This window comes from Yersinia intermedia (assembly GCF_900635455.1).
Lineage (GTDB): Bacteria > Pseudomonadota > Gammaproteobacteria > Enterobacterales > Enterobacteriaceae > Yersinia > Yersinia intermedia.
Window position 1 is genome coordinate 3,437,718 of sequence record NZ_LR134116.1, and the last position, 19,928, is coordinate 3,457,645.

Consider the following 19,928-nt stretch of genomic DNA (forward strand, 5'->3'; position numbering starts at 1 on the left):
AAGGAGCCGGTAATTCATGGCTAAGTTCTTTATAGATCGCCCTATTTTCGCTTGGGTTCTCGCCATCATTTTGATGTTGGCTGGTGCCCTTGCGATTATGAAATTACCCGTTGCGCAATATCCAACCATTGCGCCGCCGGCAATTACAATCTCCGCCAACTATCCTGGCGCCGATGCGACTACTGTTCAGAATACAGTAACGCAGGTTATCGAACAGAACATGAACGGTATCGATAACCTGCTGTACATGTCTTCCAGCAGTGATTCATCCGGTAACGTTCAGTTGACGTTGACCTTTAACTCAGGCACTGACCCGGATATCGCTCAGGTTCAGGTCCAGAACAAACTGCAATTAGCCATGCCATTACTGCCGCAAGAAGTGCAGCAGCAAGGTGTGAGCGTTGAAAAGTCCAGTAGTAGCTTCCTGATGGTTGCCGGCTTTATTTCTGAAGACGGCACCATGCAACAAGAAGATATTGCGGACTATGTGGGTTCTAACGTTAAAGATCCCATTAGCCGTACCCTCGGTGTGGGGGATGTTCAGTTGTTTGGTTCCCAATACGCAATGCGTATCTGGATGGATCCGCACAAACTGAATAACTTCAAACTGACACCGGTTGATGTTATTAACGCCATTAAAGTACAGAACAACCAAGTGGCGGCAGGTCAGTTAGGGGGGACACCACCTGTACCCGGTCAAGAACTGAACTCATCAATCATTGCGCAGACCCGCTTAACCAATGCAGAAGAGTTCAGTCAGATCTTGTTGAAAGTGAATACTGACGGTTCTCAGGTTCGACTAAAAGATGTGGCTATCGTTAAACTGGGGGCTGAAAGCTATAACATCATCGCCCGTTATAACGGTAAACCTGCGGCAGGGATCGGTATTAAACTGGCAACCGGTGCTAACGCCCTGGACACCTCTGCGGCAGTAAAAGCTGAACTGGCGAAATTACAACCCTTCTTCCCTAATGGGTTAAAAGTGGTTTATCCGTACGACACCACGCCATTCGTTAAAATCTCCATTAACGAAGTGGTTAAAACACTGATTGAAGCCATCATCTTGGTGTTCCTGGTCATGTATCTGTTCTTGCAGAACTTCCGGGCAACGTTGATTCCAACGATTGCAGTACCGGTCGTATTGCTGGGTACTTTCGCTATTCTCTCCGCCTTTGGCTATTCGATAAACACCCTAACGATGTTCGGGATGGTGTTGGCGATAGGTCTATTGGTCGATGACGCCATCGTGGTGGTAGAGAACGTCGAACGTGTGATGCAAGAGGAAGGGTTACCACCGAAAGAAGCCACCAAAAAGTCTATGGAGCAAATCCAGGGCGCATTGGTGGGGATCGCGATGGTACTGTCGGCGGTATTTATCCCGATGGCCTTCTTTGGCGGCGCAACTGGGGCAATCTATCGTCAGTTCTCTATCACCATCGTTTCTGCCATGGTGCTTTCGGTTCTGGTGGCATTGATTCTGACACCCGCACTGTGCGCAACAATGCTGAAACCGATTACCAAAGGTGAACATGGCCCGAGTACCGGCTTCTTCGGCTGGTTTAACCGCATGTTTGAGAAAAGCACCCATCATTACACTGACAGCGTTGCCAATATTTTGCGCAGCACTGGCCGTTATTTGGTGATCTATCTGGTGATTGTGATTGGTATGGGTGTGTTGTTCCTGCGCTTACCGACATCATTCTTACCAGAAGAAGATCAGGGTGTGTTCCTGACCATGGTGCAAATGCCTGCAGGGGCGACGCAAGAACGTACTCAGAAAGTGCTTAATCAGGTTACTGACTATTATCTCGACAAAGAAAAAGACGTGGTTAACTCAGTATTTACCGTTAACGGCTTCGGTTTCAGTGGTCAGGGTCAGAACACCGGTCTGGCATTCGTCAGTCTGAAAAACTGGGATGAGCGCCCAGGTGACCAGAACAAAGTTCCGGCAATCGTCGGCCGCGCATCTGCTGCCTTCTCGCAAATCAAAGACGGTTTGGTATTCGCCTTTAACTTGCCAGCGATTGTGGAGCTGGGTACCGCTACCGGCTTTGACTTCCAGTTAATTGATCAAGGTAACCTTGGGCATCAAAAATTAACTGAAGCGCGTAACCAACTGCTCGGCATGGCGGCGCAACACGCAGATATGCTGGTCGGAATGCGGCCGAACGGACTGGAAGATACACCTCAGTTCAAAGTGGAAGTTGATCAGGAAAAAGCACAAGCTCTTGGTGTTTCTATTTCCGATATCAATACCACGCTCGGTTCAGCAATGGGCGGCAGTTACGTAAACGACTTTATCGACCGTGGTCGTGTGAAGAAAGTTTATGTACAGGCTGATGCGCCTTTCCGTATGTTACCGGATGATATTGATAAGTGGTATGTCCGTAACAGCACGGGTCAAATGGTGTCGTTTAATAACTTCTCCACCGCGAAATGGGAATACGGCTCACCTCGACTTGAACGTTACAACGGTCTGCCATCCATGGAAATTCTGGGACAAGCAGCGCCGGGTAAGAGTACCGGTGAGGCAATGGACCTGATGCAAGAGCTGGCGGCTAAATTGCCAAGCGGCATTGGTTATGATTGGACAGGCATGTCTTATCAAGAACGTCTGTCAGGTAACCAGGCTCCAGCGTTGTATGCCATCTCACTGATTGTGGTGTTCTTATGTCTGGCTGCGCTGTATGAAAGCTGGTCGATTCCATTCTCAGTTATGTTGGTAGTGCCACTGGGTGTCGTGGGTGCGTTACTGGCGGCCTCGTTGCGTGGCCTCAATAACGACGTTTACTTCCAGGTCGGCTTATTGACCACTATCGGGCTATCGGCTAAGAACGCCATCTTGATTGTTGAGTTTGCTAAAGACTTAATGGACAAAGAAGGTAAAGGCTTGGTGGAATCAACGTTGGAAGCAGTACGTATGCGTCTGCGCCCAATTCTGATGACATCACTGGCCTTTATCCTAGGGGTTCTGCCACTGGTTATCAGTAGTGGCGCAGGTTCTGGTGCACAGAATGCGGTAGGTACCGGTGTGATGGGCGGGATGATAACCGCAACTGTACTGGCTATCTTCTTTGTTCCGGTATTCTTCGTGGTAGTTCGCCGTCGCTTTAGTCGAAAAAGCGAAGATGTAGAGCACTCACATGCGGTTGACCATAAGGCCAAGTAAACCTTACGTCACCACAATTGATGCAATACATCATTAAGAAAACCCGCAGACTTAGGTTTGCGGGTTTTTTATTTTCTGTACTTGAAACTCAAAAGTGAATAGCGCATAATTATTGTTATAGTATAACATAACAATTGGAGCTTTTATGAAACCCGCCATCCACCCTAACTACCGGACAGTGGTTTTCCACGACACTAGCGCAGATACCTATTTCACCGTGGGTTCCACCATTGCCACAGCACGCACGATTGAGCGCGATGGGCAGACCTATCCTTATGTCACACTGGATATCTCCTCAGCCTCACATCCGTACTACACCGGTAAACAAAAAGAGTTCTCCAAGGAAGGCAGTACTGCGCGCTTCAATCAGCGTTTTGGTCGCTTCCTGACTAAAAAACCAGCCAATTCTGAGAGTTAATCATGCAAGTACTGAGTTCATTACGTTCAGCTAAAAACCGTCATCCCGATTGTAAAATCGTTCGTCGCCGTGGTCGGGTATACGTTATTTGTAAAAGTAATCCACGTTTTAAAGCAGTTCAGGGAGGAACTCATAAGAAACGTTGATTTCCAGCCCGTCAGTGGATGGTTTTGATAAGCCCCGTTGCTGCCCAACGGGGCTTTTTTCAGTTAAAGAAGAGGCGCATCAAAAACGATTAAACGCCCAGCCTCTGAATACAATCAAAAGCTGAGCGGTAGCCGCTTGGTTTATGGTAAAAAATATCTTCTACGGCTACTTCATACTGCCCACAATGGTATCGACATTGTGTTTAAATGCTTCAGCATAAGTTGCTGCCGGGCCTCCGGCAGGTGATAAGGCTTCAGGATACAGTTCCCCCCCTGCTTTAGCACCACTGGCTGTGGCAATCTGTTTGACTAAACGTGGGTCGGTCTGATTTTCAATAAAATACGTTTTTATTTTCTCTTGTTTGATCTGTTTAATCAGCGCGGCTACATCGCTGGCACTGGCTTCTGCTTCAGTTGAGAACCCGACTGGCGACAAGAAGCTAACCCCATACTCTTGGCTAAAATAGCCGAAAGCATCATGACTGGTCAGGACTTTACGCTTATCCAGCGGGATCGCAGCAAACTGCGCTTTTGCATAAGCATCCAGTTTTTCCAATTGCTGGATATATTCTCCACCACGTTTACGGAAATAATCCGCATCCTCGGGATCGGCAACAATCAATGCATTCATTACATTGTTGGCATATTTGATACCATTCGCCATGCTGTTCCATGCATGCGGGTCCGTCACCATTTTGCCCTCTTCATCCATTTTACGCGTATCGACTCCCGTTGAGGCGACCACAACCTGCCCTTTATAGCCGGAAGCGCTAATCAGCCGCTCCAACCACCCTTCCAGCCCTAACCCACTGACAAACACCACATCAGCATTAGACAACTGTTTGCTGTTTTTCGGCATCGGTGCAAAACCATGTGGATCCCCATCCGGCCCAACCAATGTCACCACATTGACATGCTCGCCCCCCACCTGCTGGACGATATCGCCTAAAATAGAAAAACTGGCAACAGCTTCAACAGTTTTTGCCATCGCCAATGGGCTTGACAGCAGGGCAGCTACCGCCAGGCTAATAGGTAAACGCTTCATTTAACTCTCCTTTAATGACAGATACTTCTTAACGGCGCGCGGTTGCAAAAACACCACCACGCGTTCCAAATAGAATAGAAATAAAGAAAATCAGGCTGGCGGTAAGAACAATGGCTGGCCCGGCAGGTAAGGAGGCGTAATAAGACCACAACAAGCCAACAAAACTGGCAACCATGCCGATAACCATGGCAATACCCAGGGTATGAGGGAGATTTTTGGCCCAAAAACGGGCACTGGTGGCCGGCAACATCATTAGCCCTACCGACATCAGGGTGCCAAGGATCTGAAACCCAGCAACCAGATTGATAACCACCAGCGATAAAAACAGAGCGTGAACCACCATCAGCCAACGGCCCATACTGACCCGGAGAAAGACAGGATCGAACGATTCAATCACCAGTGCGCGATAAATCGCCGCTAAAGCCAACATCGACGCAGTCGTGATAACACCAACCATGGTCATGGCGCTGCTATCAATAGCTAAAATAGAACCAAATAACACATGGAGCAGATCCATACTTGAGCCACGCAGAGAGACCAACGTGACCCCCAAAGCCAGAGAACCAAGATAGAAACCGGCAAAGCTGGCATCTTCTTTTAATAGTGTTCGGCGACTGACCCAACCGGATAACATGGCGACAGCTAATCCGGCAATAAACCCACCAACCCCCATGGCAACTAATGACATACCCGAAATAAGGTAACCGATAGCCGCTCCTGGTAATACCGCGTGAGACAGGGCATCCCCCACCAGGCTCATGCGCCGTAATAACAAGAAAACGCCCAAAGGGGCTGAACTGAGTGACAAAGCCAGACAGGCGACCAATGCCCGTCGCATAAAGCCAAAATCCAAAAAAGGATCAGTAAGTAAATAAAGCAATGTCATAGATTGATAACCCTTTGCTGTTCGGGTTGCGGAACCAGAGAAGAGAGTGCACAAGATGAGCTGTGGCAGTGATGCCATTGTGCCAAAACCTGTTCAGATTGCTGCCAGCAGTAGGCTTGAGGCGTCAACCACAAAGCGCGGGGGAAATGCTCAGCAACCATCGCCATGTCGTGTAAAACAGCAATAATTGTGCGCCCCTCATCATGTAACTGACGAATAACGTCGAGCAGAAGTTGTACTGTTTGGCTATCAATGCCGGTAAAAGGCTCATCCAGTAAGATCAGTGGTGCCTGTTGAACCAAAAGACGGGCAAACAGCACTCGTTGCAACTGCCCCCCAGAAAGCTCACCTACAGGTTGGTGCGCCATATCCTGCATACTGACCGTACTTAATGCCTGTTTGATTCGTTGTCGCGATTGATAATTAATGCCACCCAGCAACCCACTTTGTGGCCAGCATCCCATCGCCACCACATCTTGCACGACGATGGGAAACTGCTTATCCAACTCAGCCTGCTGAGGGAGGTAAGCTATTTGAGGCCGAGTTTCTCCGCTAAAGGTTATTTTCCCCGCGACTGCGGGTTGTAAATCGGCCAATGTCTTGAGCAAAGTTGACTTACCTGCCCCATTTGCGCCGATGATGGCGGTTAGAGAGCCCGCAGCAAAACAACCATCAATTGGCGGAGTAAGTGCTTGCCGATCATATCCGATCTCAATATTTCTCATATTTATCATGGCAATATATTCGCCCAATAAATAGCGCCCCACAGCAGCAAGCAAAGTAAGGCGACGCCAAAGATGCGCTGTAGTGAAGAGAGTGAAAACAATGTCCAATAAGAAAGAGGGTTTACCCGAGTAAAAAAAGCGTATTTATTCATGATAGAACAGATCGCGTGTGTTTTGTTATATTATAACATCACATAAAATGAGTAAGTTCAAGAAAACATCAATAATTGGCGGGTTTAAAAAGTAACAAGCTTTAACGCTATAGCCAGGCCTTCCCCGGTGAACGGAAGCAAACCTGCCGCTGGTGACAAAACAGGCAATATAAACATGCTTAGTAACAGTAAATTAAACTATTTTTACTGTTACCTTACTGGTGCGGTCAGACATGGTTTTGGTATTCTAACCTTTACATTGTTCGATAACGCTCGCAAAATGATAAATTAAACAATCGAAAACGCGCAATGTCGCCCCCTTCTCTTGACCAAACCCGCTGAGCATTCTAGGTTAATAAGGAGTGGTTGAATTAATCGAGAGTAATAACTCTAAATATGAAAAACCCTATTTAGGTGGCGTTATTTTATTGGAAGAGGCTGTTATTGCGAGAAAGTGCACTAAATAACATCACAACACGTAACTGACAGTATTAGTTGCAAAATCGCCTTAAACTTGATTTTTTTGATTCAAATCATGCTCGTAGTTGTTGAAAAACAAATGCCAACGCACTTTTTGTTACAATAACCATGCAGGAATGAATTAATCTTACCACCATGAGCGGACAATTAATGAACAATGAAATAGCTGGGGACTTCACCTCAGGGTGTTACGCGATTTCATTACTCAAGAGTGTTATCAGTAATAATATCGGTGAAATTGAAGGAAGTTTAGTTTCCGGTTTAATGTATTATTCAGAAAATGCCAGGTACACGGAGGGTTCATTAGAAATTCTTGATATTTCTCACTTAGAAGAGAACTATTATTCAATGACTTACTGTTATCAATGGCATATCTTTAACCCCTGTTTAGATATCAATACTGAAGAATCCTTAACAGGTGCTGTAACATTTATTGTACATCCAGAAAAAATCACTTTTGATATAATTAACAATGATAGGCCTTCAACCGCCGATGAATTGTAAGATTAAGTAATAAAGTTGCGCGGTGAGCGAAGAAATGATTTATATTCATATCAAGACAAGTTTATTTGCGTTAACGATAAACTTATACAATTATATGATTATCTATCTACTCACATTGTGTTATCAACACCGAATTAAGACTTTACGGAGGGGATGATATGGATGAGTACTCGCCTAAACGGCATGACATTGCCCAGTTGAAGTTTCTATGTGAGAGCCTGTATGATGAAGGCATTGCTACCCTTGGTGACAGCCATCATGGCTGGGTAAATGACCCAACATCTGCCGTAAATCTGCAACTCAATGATTTGATCGAGCATATAGCTTCATTTGTGATGAGTTTTAAAATAAAATACCCGGATGACGGCGACCTTTCAGAGTTAGTGGAAGAATATTTAGACGATACATATACTCTGTTTAGTAGTTACGGAATCAATGATCCTGAATTGAGGCGCTGGCAAAAAACCAAAGAGCGCTTATTCAGACTTTTCTCAGGGGAATACACCTGTACCCTGATGAAAACTTAAGGGATAGCTACCCTATATTAATTTGTATATCGAGAAGAAAAATTACCATGACAAAAACTGACTACCTGATGCGTTTAAGAAAATGTACGACTATTGATACATTAGAACGTGTAATTGAAAAGAATAAGTACGAGCTTTCCGATGATGAGCTGGAATTGTTTTACTCAGCAGCAGACCATCGCCTGGCTGAACTCACAATGAATAAGCTTTACGATAAAATTCCTCCTACGGTTTGGCAACATGTGAAATAGTCCGCTTAACGCTGGTTAAGACACACAACGTTGAGCCGATAAACGTTATCGGCTTCAATGAACCAGGTGATTTGATCGTGTTTTAATTTGAGATAAATGCGTTGATAGGCCCACGGTATTGAAGGTTAACTTGAATCCCGCGATTTTGCATGCGGGTACTTAGGTAAAATCCGGTGAGTTATCAGACTAATGGAAGGGTATTTAAGTGAAATGCTTCGTCGATCTAATTTATTAAAACTCACCCTTATTGCTAATAATTGCACGATATTATTAGTCACTTGCTAGATCTCAAATGTAAATAGAAAGCCAACCCAATAAATAAAATAAGAAAATTCTTATCTTACCCTTCGCTAGTTCATTTGTATGACAATTACAACTAAGTAGTATAAGAAACTTAAGGTAGGGAGCCATCAACAAAAGCCGGCACTTTAGGTAAGCAAATAAAAGAAATAAACAGGAGAAAAAAGATAACGTCAGGAGCAGAAATGGTGGAGGCCCTGCCAGCTACATCCCGGCACACACCTCGCCTGCTACGGCTGCTTCCTTCCGGATCTGACCGAGTTCACAAGTTAGTGTTGCGAGAGAACCAACAGGACCTCCATTGACGTTAACGGCCCCTTGTACTCTGGAGCGGTGGGCATTATCGACCATGGCCCACCAAATAGCAAGACAACACGCGCTAACCGCTGGTTTCTTGCCCACTCGCCCTCAGGTTAGGGCTAAATCTATTTTCTGCTGGCACAAAAAGCATTGATGATGTTATTTATTCATCTCATTCTATTTATTCACCCTATTTTTCTATAGCGTCGCACTATCCGCCCATGCAGATAAAAAAGAGAATGCTGTGACATCATCAAAAATAGACAACCAAAGCCAGCATGAGCCTGAAGTATCAGATTCGCCCACTGAACCGAGTAACCCAACGTTCATCGACAGCTTTCGCCAACGGGTATTCCATGTGGTTGCCGCTATCCCTTATGGGCAGGTGACCACTTATGGCGACATCGCTCGGTTGATTGGTTCCCCCAGAGCCGCACGCCAAGTCGGTGGGGTGCTCAAGCGCTTACCGGAAGGTTCTGCCTTACCCTGGTATAGGGTGATTAATCGCCATGGCGAAATATCATTAATTGGTGATGATTATCTCAGACAAAAAAAGGCACTACTTGCTGAAGGTATTGATATTGATGGTTCGGGCCGGATTGATTTACAACGATATCGCTGGCAATACCGCTAATGAAAACGCCACAGAATAATGGCTATCCTGTGGCGCTATTGCCAAATTAATGGGCAATGACTGATCAACCAACTCATGGTCGGTTAAACATTACTGTATGGTTGCAGAACCCGTTATGGCAGGCGCGCCCTGTATTGTCGCAGGCCCCCCTGGGGTTGTTTCTATAGCAACAGAGGTTGCTGGAACCAGCAGCAGATTAGCCTGAGTCCCCGCACCACGGTTAATCACTTCCGCAATAGTATCGGTGATAAACAGTAACTGACCATTACGCGTGATCGCTGCACTTACAATAATACGTGCGTTTGGCTGAATGTCGGCTGGGTTAAACGGCAAAGCAAAAGTAAACGGTGCCTGTTTACCCTCAGTACGAATCGCCTTCTGGGCAATAACCCGTGATGGGGCATCAGCCAGTGAGGCATCCGACAGCGTAACCGTGACTACCGCATCCGGTGGTAAGGCAATGCGCTCGCGGATATTCACTGTCCCCTGTACAGCAGGCTGTGCAATGGGGGCGGCGGCAGCCGTAACACCTGCTGGCGCGGGAACTGGAACATCAGCACCTTTATGAGCACACCCGGCCAAACTCACCACTAATGCTGCCCCACCCGCGATCTGCCAGAATTTTATTGATTGCCAAGGTTTCATAGGTCGCACTCCTTCTTATTATTAAGATGCGGGCTATCTACCAAAAAGCCCGCGTTTAATAAGTGGCTTCAACCACCTAGCAAGACAATTATAGCACAATATTCTACTCCCCGCCGGTTTTTACCCAATAGAGGCATTTATCAGACTATTCCTTATCTGCTAATCCCTCAATTGAACAGCGCTTTCACAGCAATATATTGACGACCACCCAACTGATTCAGCACACTGTGTATGAACTCAAACATCAGGGGCCACAACATGAGTCAAGCATTAAAAAAACTACTCGATCTGCTCTTCCTTGAGAAAATTGAAGAAGGGATCTTTCGTGGCCAAAGTGAGGATCTGGGCTTGCGCCAGGTATTTGGTGGTCAGGTAGTGGGTCAGGCTATCTATGCAGCAAAACAAACCGTACTGGCGGAGCGGGCAGTACATTCATTCCACAGCTACTTTTTGCGGCCAGGGGACAGCAGCAAGCCCATTATCTACGACGTAGAAACGCTACGCGATGGTAACAGCTTCAGCGCCCGCCGGGTCAGTGCGATTCAGAATGGTAAACCCATCTTCTATATGACGGCGTCGTTCCAGAGCCCAGAGGAGGGATTTGAGCACCAAAATACCATGCCAGACGCCCCCCCACCGGAAGGATTAATGTCCGAAACAGACATTGCTCGCCAATTCGCACATATGATCCCCGAAAAAGTACGGGAAAAGTTTATCGGCCATCAACCAATTGAAATGCGCCCGGTGAAATTCCACAACCCATTACAAGGCTCGGTAGAAGAACCCAATCGCTATGTCTGGTTCCGCGCCAACGGCACAATGCCAGATGACCTGCAGGTTCATCAGTATTTACTGGGTTATGCCTCTGATTTTAATTTCCTGCCAACGGCCTTGCAGCCACATGGGATTGGTTTCCTTGAGCCAGGAGTGCAGATTGCCACGATAGATCATTCTATGTGGTTCCATCGGCCATTCCGCCTGGACGATTGGCTGCTGTATGCAGTAGAAAGTACTTCCGCTTCCGGCGCGCGCGGCTTTGTCCGTGGTCAGATCTACGACCGGGAAGGGATATTAGTGGCTTCTACCGTGCAGGAAGGTGTGATTCGTATGCATCGATAGCCGTTCTCAAAATAGAACAGGGGCGATGTTATATCGCCCCTATTGTTATCATCATTATTATTTTACTGCTATTTCTAGCTTACTGGTTGTATGCATTTTCACCGTGGCTATTAACATCCAGACCTTCACGTTCTTGCTCTTCGGGTACCCGCAGACCAACCAACAGGTCAGCAATTTTAAAGGCAACGAAGGCAACAACCCCAGACCAGACTAAACACACACCTACACTGAACAGCTGAACCCCCACCTGATGGCCCATAGTGACGCCAGCAGCGTAACCTGTACCACCCAGTGACGCAGAGGTAAAGACACCCGTCAGGATACAACCGATAATCCCACACACGCCATGTACACCGAATACGTCACAGGTATCGTCCACCCGCAGCCATTTCTTCAGCAGGACTACCCCCCACAGACCGGCAACACCACCTATTAGACCAATAATCAATGCACCACCAACACCGACTGTACCTGCCGCTGGCGTAATCGCAACCAAACCTGCGATACAACCAGAACACGCACCCAGCAATGAAGGCTTGCCACGTAAAACCCACTCGGCAAATACCCAAGACAAGATAGCACCCGCAGTTGCGACTACTGTGTTCAAGAAGGCTAGTGCAGCTATTTCGTTAGCGGCGCTGGCTGAGCCGGCATTGAAGCCAAACCAACCGATATACAGAATCGCAGTACCGGTAAATACCATAGGTAAGTTATGAGGCTTGAACGCTTCTTTACCAAATCCAGCGCGTTTACCCAGTAAGTAAGCACCCACCAAACCAGCAATCGCGGCGTTGATATGCACAACGGTACCACCGGCGAAGTCTAGCGCGCCATCCATTGCCAGGAAGCCACCACCCCACACCATATGTGCCATTGGCAGGTATGAGAAGGTGAACCACAGGACGGCGAAAATTAATACCGCAGAGAAACGAATACGTTCGGCGAATGATCCCACCACCAGTGCAACCGTGATACAGGCAAATGAAGCCTGAAACACCACATGGATATATTGATAGAAGGTGCCGCTCAGGCTGGTCAAACCAATACCTTTTAGCATCGCCATATCGAAACTACCGAAGAACGCATTACCGGTGCCAAAAGCCAGGCTATAACCGTAGAGTACCCACAGCACACAGATCAGAGCAAAGCTCACCATAACCTGAGTCATCATCGATAATACGTTTTTGGAACGCAGCAGGCCGCCGTAGAACAGGGCAATACCGGGAACAGTCATAAACAGCACCAGAGCGGTGCAAATCATCATAAAGGCATTATCAGCTTTGTCAGCTACAGCCGGCGCTGCGGCCATTGCCAAAGAAGGCAGCATCGCTACCGAACTCAGGCCCAACACGGATAAAAGTTTTTTCATCATCAACCCATCCCTATTCACTAAATTTGAGCCTGCAAATTACAGTGCTGCTTCGTCGGTTTCGCCGGTACGGATGCGAATAACACGTTGCAATTCAGCAACGAAAATTTTGCCATCACCAATTTTGCCGGTATAGGCCGCCTTACTGATCACGTCAATCACTTCATCCAATTGATCATCGGCAATTGCAATGTCAATTTTCACTTTGGGTAAAAAATTGACACTGTATTCAGCTCCCCGATAGAGCTCTGCGTGCCCTTTCTGGCGACCAAATCCTTTCACTTCGGTTACGGTCAGCCCCTGAATACCCACAGAGGACAAGGCTTCACGCACATCCTCCAGCTTAAATGGTTTGATAACCACGGTAACCAGCTTCATATTTGCCCCTTCTCGAATTAAGTCGAATTCATGTCTGCCACAAATGAAGTAAAGCAAAGGCTATGCCATAAGTAATGATAGATATAATTTAATGCGGAAATGGCGACGCTAGGGCAGTTAAGATACATGAGCCAGCCGTGTTGCGGCTGGATTCATGGCGTTGAATGATTTTTGTGCACCAAAATAGTGCGAGGCGCGTCACAGAAGTGCACAGCAGCATCAACGACCTATTGCACTGCCAGATTATGGTGCAGTATGGCAGCGGAATGGGCATTAACAGGGCCATTCATTGGCGATTTGGCTTAGGGAAACACTGAAAATAATGCGGGGCCGTGTAGCCCCACAGTTTATTAATTAACTCACCGCCGTTTCCACCTGATCAATGGCGGCTAAATCTTCGCTAACTAATTGCAACTGATACATTTGATAATAACGCCCATGGGCGGCCAGCAACTCTTGATGCTTACCCTGCTCCACTGCCACACCACGGTGCAACACCAATATGGTATCTGCATCAACAATGGTTGAAAGGCGGTGAGCAATCACCACCAGCGTGGTATTTTTTCGGATTAACTGCAATGCCCGCTGAATGGCTTGCTCAGTACCAGAGTCAATATTGGCAGTCGCTTCATCTAAAATCAGGATTTGCGGTGCCTGTACCAACACTCGCGCCATCGCTAGCAACTGTTTTTGCCCAACTGATAAGGTATTCCCCTGCTCACCAAGCAGGCTGTGCAGTCCATCGGGTAGTGCATGGACTAAGGGGGCCAGTTGCACCGTTTCCAGCGCTTCCCACACTTGCTGTTCAGAGATATCGCGGCCTAAAGTCACATTGGCAAAAAAGGAATCAGCCAAAACGACTGGGTCCTGTTGCACCATGGCCACCCCTTGGCGCAAGGTCTGATGGGATAATGCTGACAGAGGACGACCATCCAACAGAATCTCACCATGTTGCACCGGGTAGTAGCCCATCAGCAGGTTAGCCAGCGTGCTCTTTCCGCTGCCGGTATGGCCGACCAGAGCAACAAACCCATGCGAAGGCACATCAAGGGAGATATTTTGCAGCACCATTTTATCGCTACGATAAGCAAAGCTGACATTATCCACCTGGATACGGCCACTGGTCAGAGGGCGATCATCGGTACCATATCCTTGCTGGGCGCGGTCCATCAGATCAAAAATACGTTCTCCGGCCACCACCGCTTGCTGCATGATTGACTGCTGTGATGTAAGCTCAATCAAGGGTTCATTCAAGCGCCCCAGATAATTAATGAACGCATACAGTACACCCACCCCCACTGAACCCTCTGGACTGAAACCGAACAACAGTAACAAGCCGCACAGCACCAAAGCAGAAAATAGGCTCAGCAGTGGGCGCAACAAAAACCCTTCTAAGCGCAAAGTTTGCATACGCGCCATATAGTGCGCACGGCTGGCAGACTCCATACGCTCGCCAAAACGTGCTTGCTGGCGAAACTGCTGAATGACGCCCATACCGCTGATAACTTCATTAAAACCGTCGTTAATATCAGCCAAATAAGCCCGGACTCGCCGAACCACGGGGGTGCTGTAACGTTGATAAATAGCCATAACCACCAGTACTGCTGGGAAGATGCAAATAGAGATCAGCGCCATACGCCAATCCAGACTGAACATCGCCACCAACATCGCACCAATTAATGCCGCGCTTTTCAACACGGTTGATACCACCATTACATACAAATCTTTAATGACTTCGGTATCATTTGTGACGCGAGAAATCAATTGCCCGACCGGTTGGGTATCAAACGCACTGAGAGGTTGACGCAAAGCGGCATCCATCACTTCAATACGTAGGCGCTGCACCACACCTACGGCAGCTCGGTTAAAAAGCAATGCCTGAAAATAGTGCAATGCGGCTGCCAACAATTGCAACAGCAGGTAAGCCAATGCCAACCCACTGACCAAGCCAAGAGGTAAGGTACCTTTTGCGACCACATGGTCAATAAAATAGCTTATCAAGAGTGGGCCACTGACCTCAGCGGCGGCGGCAATCCATAACATCAATACCGCCAGTCCCAACGGCTTACGATAAGGAGAGCCATAGGAGAGCAAGCGCTTAAGTGTCGGCCAAAGTTGCTGAACTTTACTCATCGGTTTTGGCCTCCGACTCACCATCATCCAATGCGGCTTCAAGTTGTTGATAACGGTACATCTCCCGATACCAACCAGATTGACTGACTAATACGTTATGTGTTCCGCGCTGCATTATGCCGCCATGTTGCATCACTAAAATTTCGCTGGCTTCGGTCAACGCAGAAAGACGGTGCGCACTGATAATCACAGTACGATGCTCACCCCATTCACGCAGATTTTTTAGAATTTCATATTCAGTCTGACCATCCACTGCGGACAATGCATCATCAAGAATCAGGATTTCAGTATCCAGCAACAGTGCGCGGGCGATGGAAATCCGCTGTTTCTGCCCACCAGATAGCATAACGCCGCGCTCCCCCACCTCAGTGTCATACCCTTGAGGAAGACGTAAAATATCTTCATGCACGCTAGCTAAACGAGCAGCCCGTTCAATTTGTGCCTGCGTGGCATCGGGTTTACCCAGTGCAATATTACCCGTAACCGAAGCAGAAAAGAGGAAGGGCGTTTGGCTGACTACGGATAAACGGCCACGCCAGTCATGCAACCTAATATCAGCCAGCGCATGCCCTTGATAACAAATCTCACCATCATCAATATCAAATTGCCGCTGAATTAATGCCAACAAGGTGCTTTTACCAGACCCGGTAGGCCCGCATAGCCCCAGCATCTGCCCTGGCGCTAATTTCAGTGCTACATCATGTAACGCAGGCTGTTCGCTACCCGGATAATAGAAATGGCGAATATTCACCGCGAGCGTGCCGCGCCCATCGGTTAACTCAATATCACCATCTTTAACAACGGGTGCTTCTTCCAGCAAACTGCGAATACGGCTGTAGGCAGCACTGCCACGTTCAACGATATTGAACATCCATGCCAAAGCCAGCATTGGCCAAATCATCAACCCCAGATACATAACAAAACTGGTAAGTTGGCCCAAGGTAATGCTGTGATTAACCACCATCCAACTGCCGCCACCAATCGCCAATAAATTCGCAATCCCGATAGCAATATAGATAGTGGGATCAAACCGGGCGTCGATACGTGCGACATACATATTCTTGGCACCGGCTTCTGCTGCTACTTGAGCAAACTGGCGTGATTGATGATCTTCCAGGCCAAAAGCTTTAATCATGCGAATACTGGTCAGGCTTTCTTGTGCCTGATTATTCAGCGTAGAAAATGCCCCTTGGGCCGATTTGAAACGTTGATGCAGTTGGTCACCGTAATATTTGATCACCACCGCCATGACGGGCATAGGTAACAATGACAACAATGTTAATTGCCAGCTAATTTGGGTGCTCATCACAATCAGTACAGCACAACCCATCACCAGCGAATCCACCAGCGTCAGCACCCCCTCACCGGCGGCAAAGACCACGCGATCGACATCATTCGTCGCACGGGCCATTAAATCGCCGGTACGGTGACGTAAATAGAAACCAGGGGCCTGGCGGCTGAGTTGACGATAAAAGTTTGACCGCAATTCCACAGCCAATTGATAAGAGGCACCAAATAATAAAACACGCCAGACATAACGCAGCAGGTAAACCACAATAGCGGTTACCAGCATCACACCAATCCATAGCAGTAACATATTGGTAGACATCTGTTTTGTGCTGATGCCATCCACAATTACCCCTACCAGCTTAGGCGGCAACAATTGTAGGATAGCGATAATAATCAGCAGCAACACCGCTCCTACGTAGCGGCGCCATTCACGGCGGAAATACCAGCCTAGTTGTACAAACAATCTCACTCAGTTTTATTCCTGGTCTGACACCGAATTACATCGGTATTTCTCGCTACACGCGATAAGGGGGTAGAATTCCCCAGTAAAGTGGTTTTTAATCCAAGTATTCACTCAGGAACAGGTAACATGGTTGTATATTTAATTTTTTCCATCGCAAAGCTCGATGTCACATCAATCAGCCCCGGAACGCCATTAACCATGCGTTTGTAAAAATTGTCGTAACTTTTCATATCGGCAACTTCAACCTGCATCAGATAGTCATATTCTCCCGCCATCCGATAGAACGCCAATACCTCAGGCATTTGCTTAGTAAATTCAACGAATTTCTGATACCAGTCACTATTATGCTGCTGAGTTTTAATCAGTACAAATGCCGTAAGCCCCAAACCTAACTTTTCGCTATCCAGCAATGCCACTCGGCCACGAATAAACCCTTCATCCTCAAGGCGTTTTAAACGTTTCCAGCAAGGTGTGGAGGTAAGATTGACGGCTTCCGCCAGTACTTGCAGTGATTGAGTACAGTCTTCTTGCAACATACAGAGGAGTTTACGGTCAGTTTTATCTAACATATCGATAAACCATAGAATAAATTTCTACCATTTGGCGATAAAGAAGGAAAAATGGCAACGTTTTTTTTCTTTAATAACCGTTAATCTAGTCATCATTAGTTTACTACCTACATCGCAGGCCATGAAATGACCAACACTTGGGTAAAAAATGCTATCAGTGAAATAGAAGCTGACTTCCAACGCTCCGCTGATACTCACCTGATCCGCCTCAACCTGCCGGCTTTCCCCGGCATTTATCTCTATTTAAAAGATGAGAGTACCCATCCAACCGGTAGCCTAAAGCACCGTTTAGCCCGTTCACTGTTTCTTTATGGCTTATGTAATGGCTGGATTACAGAAGGAACAACGATAATCGAGGCATCCTCAGGAAGCACGGCAGTGTCCGAAGCCTACTTTGCCCGCCTGATTGGCCTGCCCTTTATTGCAGTTATGCCAAGTTGCACCGCCCGACGGAAAGTCGAACAGATCACATTCTACGGTGGCCGCTGCCATTTTGTTGAAAGCGCAGGGCAAATTTATGCAGCATCAGAACAACTGGCTCGTGAGCTGAATGGCCACTATATGGATCAGTTCACTTATGCTGAGCGCGCAACCGACTGGCGCGGCAATAACAACATTGCTGATAGCATCTTCCGCCAAATGGCGCGTGAGCCTTTCCCGGTACCTGACTATATCGTCATGAGTGCTGGTACTGGTGGCACATCGGCGACCTTAGGCCGCTATATCCGCTACCAAGGGCATGATACCCAACTGATGGTAGTCGACCCAGAGAACTCGGTATTTTATGACTGCTTCTGTAACCGCGACCGTACCGTTACCGGCAGTTGTGGCAGTCGCATTGAAGGGATAGGCCGCCCACGGGCTGAACCTTCGTTTATTCCAGAAGTGATCGACAGTATGTTGCGCGTACCCGATGCTGCCAGTGTTGCAACGATTCATTGGTTAGAGGGTATTTTGGGGCGCAAAGTTGGGGCATCAACCGGCACTAACGTCTGGGGCGCATTACAATTAGCCAAACAGATGCGTGAGCAAGGTAAAACAGGTGCGATTGTGACGTTGCTCTGCGACAGCGGCGAACGCTATCTTGATACCTATTACAATACCGAATGGGTCAGCAATAATATTGGTGACTTAGCGCCATTTAGTAATGAACTAAATAACCTGTAATTATCTGATAAAATTCGGTTTTCCCATCATGAATGACACAGGAAAACCGAATTTTGGAAGAAAAAAACCGGATGGTTATCCGGTTGGCTAATAGCTATCCTCAAGTCATCAGAGGGTGCAGTTAGGCAGCAAGCGAGTGATCGCACTGAGCTGATGCCAATCAGTGATTCAGGTGAGGGAACACCGTCAACACTGCTACAACTCCAAGTACCAAGGGGATAAACCTCAGAATTCGGGGGAATAGGTGAGGTGTGGTGAACTTAGCCAATGTTGCAAATAGTGAGCGACGCCTTGTTGTTCACAGCGCCCGATAACCTGTAACTGGGGTAACTCTTGCTTCAATTGCGGTAATGCATTTCCCATCACTAACCCAAGCCCAACCCGCGATAGCATCTCTTTATCATTCATTGCATCACCAAATGCCATGCAATCGGCCAGCGTTAAATTGAGACGATGGCTTAATCGTTCTAAAGCCGCCCCTTTGTTACATCCACGGGGTAACACTTCAAGGCAATCAACCGCTGAAAAACAAAAATCGGCTTCGCCGCCCATTTGCTGCTCAAGCTGGGTTTTAAGCTCGATTAACTCCTGATGTGAGGCAATAAAACAAATTTTATGGTTGCCGGTTAGAGGCAATGCACTCAGTGCCGTGAGTTGAAACTGGAAGCCACTGGTTTTATGCGCAGTCAGCAGCGCAGGGTCATTACAATCAGTAAACCAGCCATCATCACGGAAAATATGGATACTGGCGCGAGTCTGCCATGGGGTTCGTAACACAAACTCCACCAGTTCTGCCGGCAAATCCATACCGTATAATGCTTCACCCTCAACATCACAGACACGGGTACCATTGCCGGTAATCAAATAACCATTAATACCCGAATGGGATAAAATCCCTTTCATATCAAGATAATGTCGACCAGTAGCAAAGGTTAGGATCATCCCGTTTTCCACTAACTGATGTAACACATTCAATGTAGCACCACCAATTTTATGGTCGCGCATCAGTAAGGTTCCATCCATATCAAAAGCGGCTAAACGGTACATTTAAAACCTCGGAGAGAGTAAAACTGGTGGTATGAATAAAATTATGACGTACTATTTACGGAACTAATAGTGAACAATTAAATTAAACTATTCCGTATTTATAAACAGCCCGAATAGGCGTAATGGATGCTATCAGTTTGAACATGCACTGCACTGAGAGTGCCGGATCACGTTGTAACTCATCGCCACATGAGAATGAACCGTGCGGTCC

Annotated in this window: 19 protein-coding genes and 1 other RNA gene; 9 read left to right on the forward strand and 11 right to left on the reverse strand. The window is 47.2% G+C overall.

Annotated features, from left to right (window positions below):
• Positions 1 to 16 precede the first annotated feature (16 nt).
• From acrB to ykgO, 3 genes are all read left to right on the forward strand, one after another.
• The gene (gene acrB, locus EL015_RS15855) at positions 17 to 3,169 is read left to right on the forward strand and encodes an efflux RND transporter permease AcrB (protein WP_032905610.1); all 3,153 of its coding nucleotides are present in this window, start codon (positions 17 to 19) and stop codon (positions 3,167 to 3,169) included.
• A gap of 145 nt (positions 3,170 to 3,314) precedes the next feature.
• Positions 3,315 to 3,587, forward strand: a complete 273-nt coding sequence (locus EL015_RS15860) for a type B 50S ribosomal protein L31 (protein ID WP_032905607.1) — start codon at positions 3,315 to 3,317, stop codon at positions 3,585 to 3,587.
• 2 nt (positions 3,588 to 3,589) lie between these two features.
• Positions 3,590 to 3,733 (forward strand): type B 50S ribosomal protein L36, encoded by a 144-nt coding sequence (gene ykgO, locus EL015_RS15865; RefSeq protein ID WP_002208618.1) that lies wholly within the window; start codon positions 3,590 to 3,592, stop codon positions 3,731 to 3,733.
• 166 nt (positions 3,734 to 3,899) lie between these two features.
• Here the strand turns inward: ykgO and EL015_RS15870 are convergent, their stop codons facing one another.
• From EL015_RS15870 to EL015_RS15880, 3 genes are read right to left on the reverse strand one after another with little or no spacing between them, the layout of a single operon-like run.
• A complete protein-coding gene (locus tag EL015_RS15870; protein WP_005182278.1) occupies positions 3,900 to 4,778 on the reverse strand; it encodes a metal ABC transporter substrate-binding protein in 879 nt (292 codons plus the stop codon).
• A 28-nt stretch (positions 4,779 to 4,806) separates the two neighbouring features.
• Entirely contained in the window at positions 4,807 to 5,664 is an 858-nt protein-coding gene (locus EL015_RS15875; protein WP_032905605.1) for a metal ABC transporter permease, read from the reverse strand.
• Positions 5,661 to 6,398: a metal ABC transporter ATP-binding protein gene (locus EL015_RS15880; protein ID WP_050073470.1), complete on the reverse strand. Its 738-nt coding sequence runs from the start codon at positions 6,396 to 6,398 to the stop codon at positions 5,661 to 5,663. Before EL015_RS15880 ends, EL015_RS15875 begins: the two co-directional genes overlap by 4 nt.
• Positions 6,399 to 7,171: 773 nt before the next feature.
• Between EL015_RS15880 and EL015_RS15885 the strand changes: the two genes are divergently transcribed.
• The 3 genes from EL015_RS15885 (at position 7,172) to ymoA (ending at position 8,303) form a co-directional block, all read left to right on the forward strand.
• Complete coding sequence (locus EL015_RS15885) at positions 7,172 to 7,525, forward strand: hypothetical protein (protein ID WP_032905603.1); 354 nt, start codon at positions 7,172 to 7,174, stop codon at positions 7,523 to 7,525.
• Positions 7,526 to 7,683: 158 nt separating this feature from the next.
• Positions 7,684 to 8,052: an Hha toxicity modulator TomB gene (tomB, locus tag EL015_RS15890; RefSeq protein ID WP_005182270.1), complete on the forward strand. Its 369-nt coding sequence runs from the start codon at positions 7,684 to 7,686 to the stop codon at positions 8,050 to 8,052.
• A gap of 47 nt (positions 8,053 to 8,099) precedes the next feature.
• Positions 8,100 to 8,303: an expression modulating protein YmoA gene (gene ymoA, locus EL015_RS15895; RefSeq protein ID WP_002208622.1), complete on the forward strand. Its 204-nt coding sequence runs from the start codon at positions 8,100 to 8,102 to the stop codon at positions 8,301 to 8,303.
• A 495-nt stretch (positions 8,304 to 8,798) separates the two neighbouring features.
• Here the strand turns inward: ymoA and ffs are convergent.
• An RNA gene (gene ffs / locus EL015_RS15900) (signal recognition particle sRNA small type) lies at positions 8,799 to 8,895 on the reverse strand.
• A 336-nt stretch (positions 8,896 to 9,231) separates the two neighbouring features.
• Between ffs and EL015_RS15905 the strand changes: the two genes are divergently transcribed.
• Positions 9,232 to 9,537, forward strand: coding sequence for an MGMT family protein (locus EL015_RS15905; RefSeq protein ID WP_186004081.1), 306 nt, complete (start codon positions 9,232 to 9,234; stop codon positions 9,535 to 9,537).
• Between the two features lie 90 nt (positions 9,538 to 9,627).
• Here the strand turns inward: EL015_RS15905 and EL015_RS15910 are convergent, their stop codons facing one another.
• Positions 9,628 to 10,182: a YbaY family lipoprotein gene (locus EL015_RS15910; protein WP_005182263.1), complete on the reverse strand. Its 555-nt coding sequence runs from the start codon at positions 10,180 to 10,182 to the stop codon at positions 9,628 to 9,630.
• A 258-nt stretch (positions 10,183 to 10,440) separates the two neighbouring features.
• Between EL015_RS15910 and tesB the strand changes: the two genes are divergently transcribed.
• The gene (tesB, locus tag EL015_RS15915; protein ID WP_005182259.1) at positions 10,441 to 11,301 is read left to right on the forward strand and encodes an acyl-CoA thioesterase II; all 861 of its coding nucleotides are present in this window, start codon (positions 10,441 to 10,443) and stop codon (positions 11,299 to 11,301) included.
• A gap of 79 nt (positions 11,302 to 11,380) precedes the next feature.
• On the opposite strand, the gene amtB is transcribed toward tesB, so the two are convergent.
• The 5 genes from amtB to EL015_RS15940 all read right to left on the reverse strand — a co-directional run bounded on the left by amtB (position 11,381) and on the right by EL015_RS15940 (position 17,503).
• Entirely contained in the window at positions 11,381 to 12,670 is a 1,290-nt protein-coding gene (gene amtB, locus EL015_RS15920; RefSeq protein ID WP_032905738.1) for an ammonium transporter AmtB, read from the reverse strand.
• Positions 12,671 to 12,709: 39 nt separating this feature from the next.
• Entirely contained in the window at positions 12,710 to 13,048 is a 339-nt protein-coding gene (glnK, locus tag EL015_RS15925; RefSeq protein ID WP_002208627.1) for a P-II family nitrogen regulator, read from the reverse strand.
• Positions 13,049 to 13,402: 354 nt separating this feature from the next.
• A complete protein-coding gene (locus EL015_RS15930) occupies positions 13,403 to 15,181 on the reverse strand; it encodes a SmdB family multidrug efflux ABC transporter permease/ATP-binding protein (RefSeq protein ID WP_032905601.1) in 1,779 nt (592 codons plus the stop codon).
• A complete protein-coding gene (locus tag EL015_RS15935) occupies positions 15,174 to 16,940 on the reverse strand; it encodes a SmdA family multidrug ABC transporter permease/ATP-binding protein (protein WP_032905600.1) in 1,767 nt (588 codons plus the stop codon). Before EL015_RS15935 ends, EL015_RS15930 begins: the two co-directional genes overlap by 8 nt.
• A 101-nt stretch (positions 16,941 to 17,041) precedes the next feature.
• On the reverse strand, positions 17,042 to 17,503 hold the full coding sequence (locus EL015_RS15940; RefSeq protein WP_005182239.1) for an Lrp/AsnC family transcriptional regulator: 462 nt from the start codon (positions 17,501 to 17,503) through the stop codon (positions 17,042 to 17,044).
• A 126-nt stretch (positions 17,504 to 17,629) separates the two neighbouring features.
• Here EL015_RS15940 and EL015_RS15945 point away from each other — a divergent pair, with 126 nt between their 5' ends.
• Complete coding sequence (locus EL015_RS15945) at positions 17,630 to 18,670, forward strand: PLP-dependent cysteine synthase family protein (RefSeq protein WP_005182236.1); 1,041 nt, start codon at positions 17,630 to 17,632, stop codon at positions 18,668 to 18,670.
• Positions 18,671 to 18,895: 225 nt separating this feature from the next.
• Here the strand turns inward: EL015_RS15945 and cof are convergent, their stop codons facing one another.
• Positions 18,896 to 19,717, reverse strand: coding sequence for an HMP-PP phosphatase (cof, locus tag EL015_RS15950; RefSeq protein WP_005182232.1), 822 nt, complete (start codon positions 19,715 to 19,717; stop codon positions 18,896 to 18,898).
• Positions 19,718 to 19,928: the final 211 nt, after the last annotated feature.

Bases quoted from the DNA above. Each gene is read 5' to 3' on its own strand.
- acrB (WP_032905610.1), top strand. From the start codon at position 17: ATGGCTAAGTTCTTTATAGATCGCCCTATTTTCGCTTGGGTTCTCGCC.
- EL015_RS15860 (WP_032905607.1), top strand. From the start codon at position 3,315: ATGAAACCCGCCATCCACCCTAACTACCGGACAGTGGTTTTCCACGAC.
- ykgO (WP_002208618.1), top strand. From the start codon at position 3,590: ATGCAAGTACTGAGTTCATTACGTTCAGCTAAAAACCGTCATCCCGAT.
- EL015_RS15870 (WP_005182278.1), bottom strand. From the start codon at position 4,778: ATGAAGCGTTTACCTATTAGCCTGGCGGTAGCTGCCCTGCTGTCAAGC.
- EL015_RS15875 (WP_032905605.1), bottom strand. From the start codon at position 5,664: ATGACATTGCTTTATTTACTTACTGATCCTTTTTTGGATTTTGGCTTT.
- EL015_RS15880 (WP_050073470.1), bottom strand. From the start codon at position 6,398: ATGATAAATATGAGAAATATTGAGATCGGATATGATCGGCAAGCACTT.
- EL015_RS15885 (WP_032905603.1), top strand. From the start codon at position 7,172: ATGAACAATGAAATAGCTGGGGACTTCACCTCAGGGTGTTACGCGATT.
- tomB (WP_005182270.1), top strand. From the start codon at position 7,684: ATGGATGAGTACTCGCCTAAACGGCATGACATTGCCCAGTTGAAGTTT.
- ymoA (WP_002208622.1), top strand. From the start codon at position 8,100: ATGACAAAAACTGACTACCTGATGCGTTTAAGAAAATGTACGACTATT.
- EL015_RS15910 (WP_005182263.1), bottom strand. From the start codon at position 10,182: ATGAAACCTTGGCAATCAATAAAATTCTGGCAGATCGCGGGTGGGGCA.
- tesB (WP_005182259.1), top strand. From the start codon at position 10,441: ATGAGTCAAGCATTAAAAAAACTACTCGATCTGCTCTTCCTTGAGAAA.
- amtB (WP_032905738.1), bottom strand. From the start codon at position 12,670: ATGAAAAAACTTTTATCCGTGTTGGGCCTGAGTTCGGTAGCGATGCTG.
- glnK (WP_002208627.1), bottom strand. From the start codon at position 13,048: ATGAAGCTGGTTACCGTGGTTATCAAACCATTTAAGCTGGAGGATGTG.
- EL015_RS15930 (WP_032905601.1), bottom strand. From the start codon at position 15,181: ATGAGTAAAGTTCAGCAACTTTGGCCGACACTTAAGCGCTTGCTCTCC.
- EL015_RS15940 (WP_005182239.1), bottom strand. From the start codon at position 17,503: ATGTTAGATAAAACTGACCGTAAACTCCTCTGTATGTTGCAAGAAGAC.
- EL015_RS15945 (WP_005182236.1), top strand. From the start codon at position 17,630: ATGACCAACACTTGGGTAAAAAATGCTATCAGTGAAATAGAAGCTGAC.
- cof (WP_005182232.1), bottom strand. From the start codon at position 19,717: ATGTACCGTTTAGCCGCTTTTGATATGGATGGAACCTTACTGATGCGC.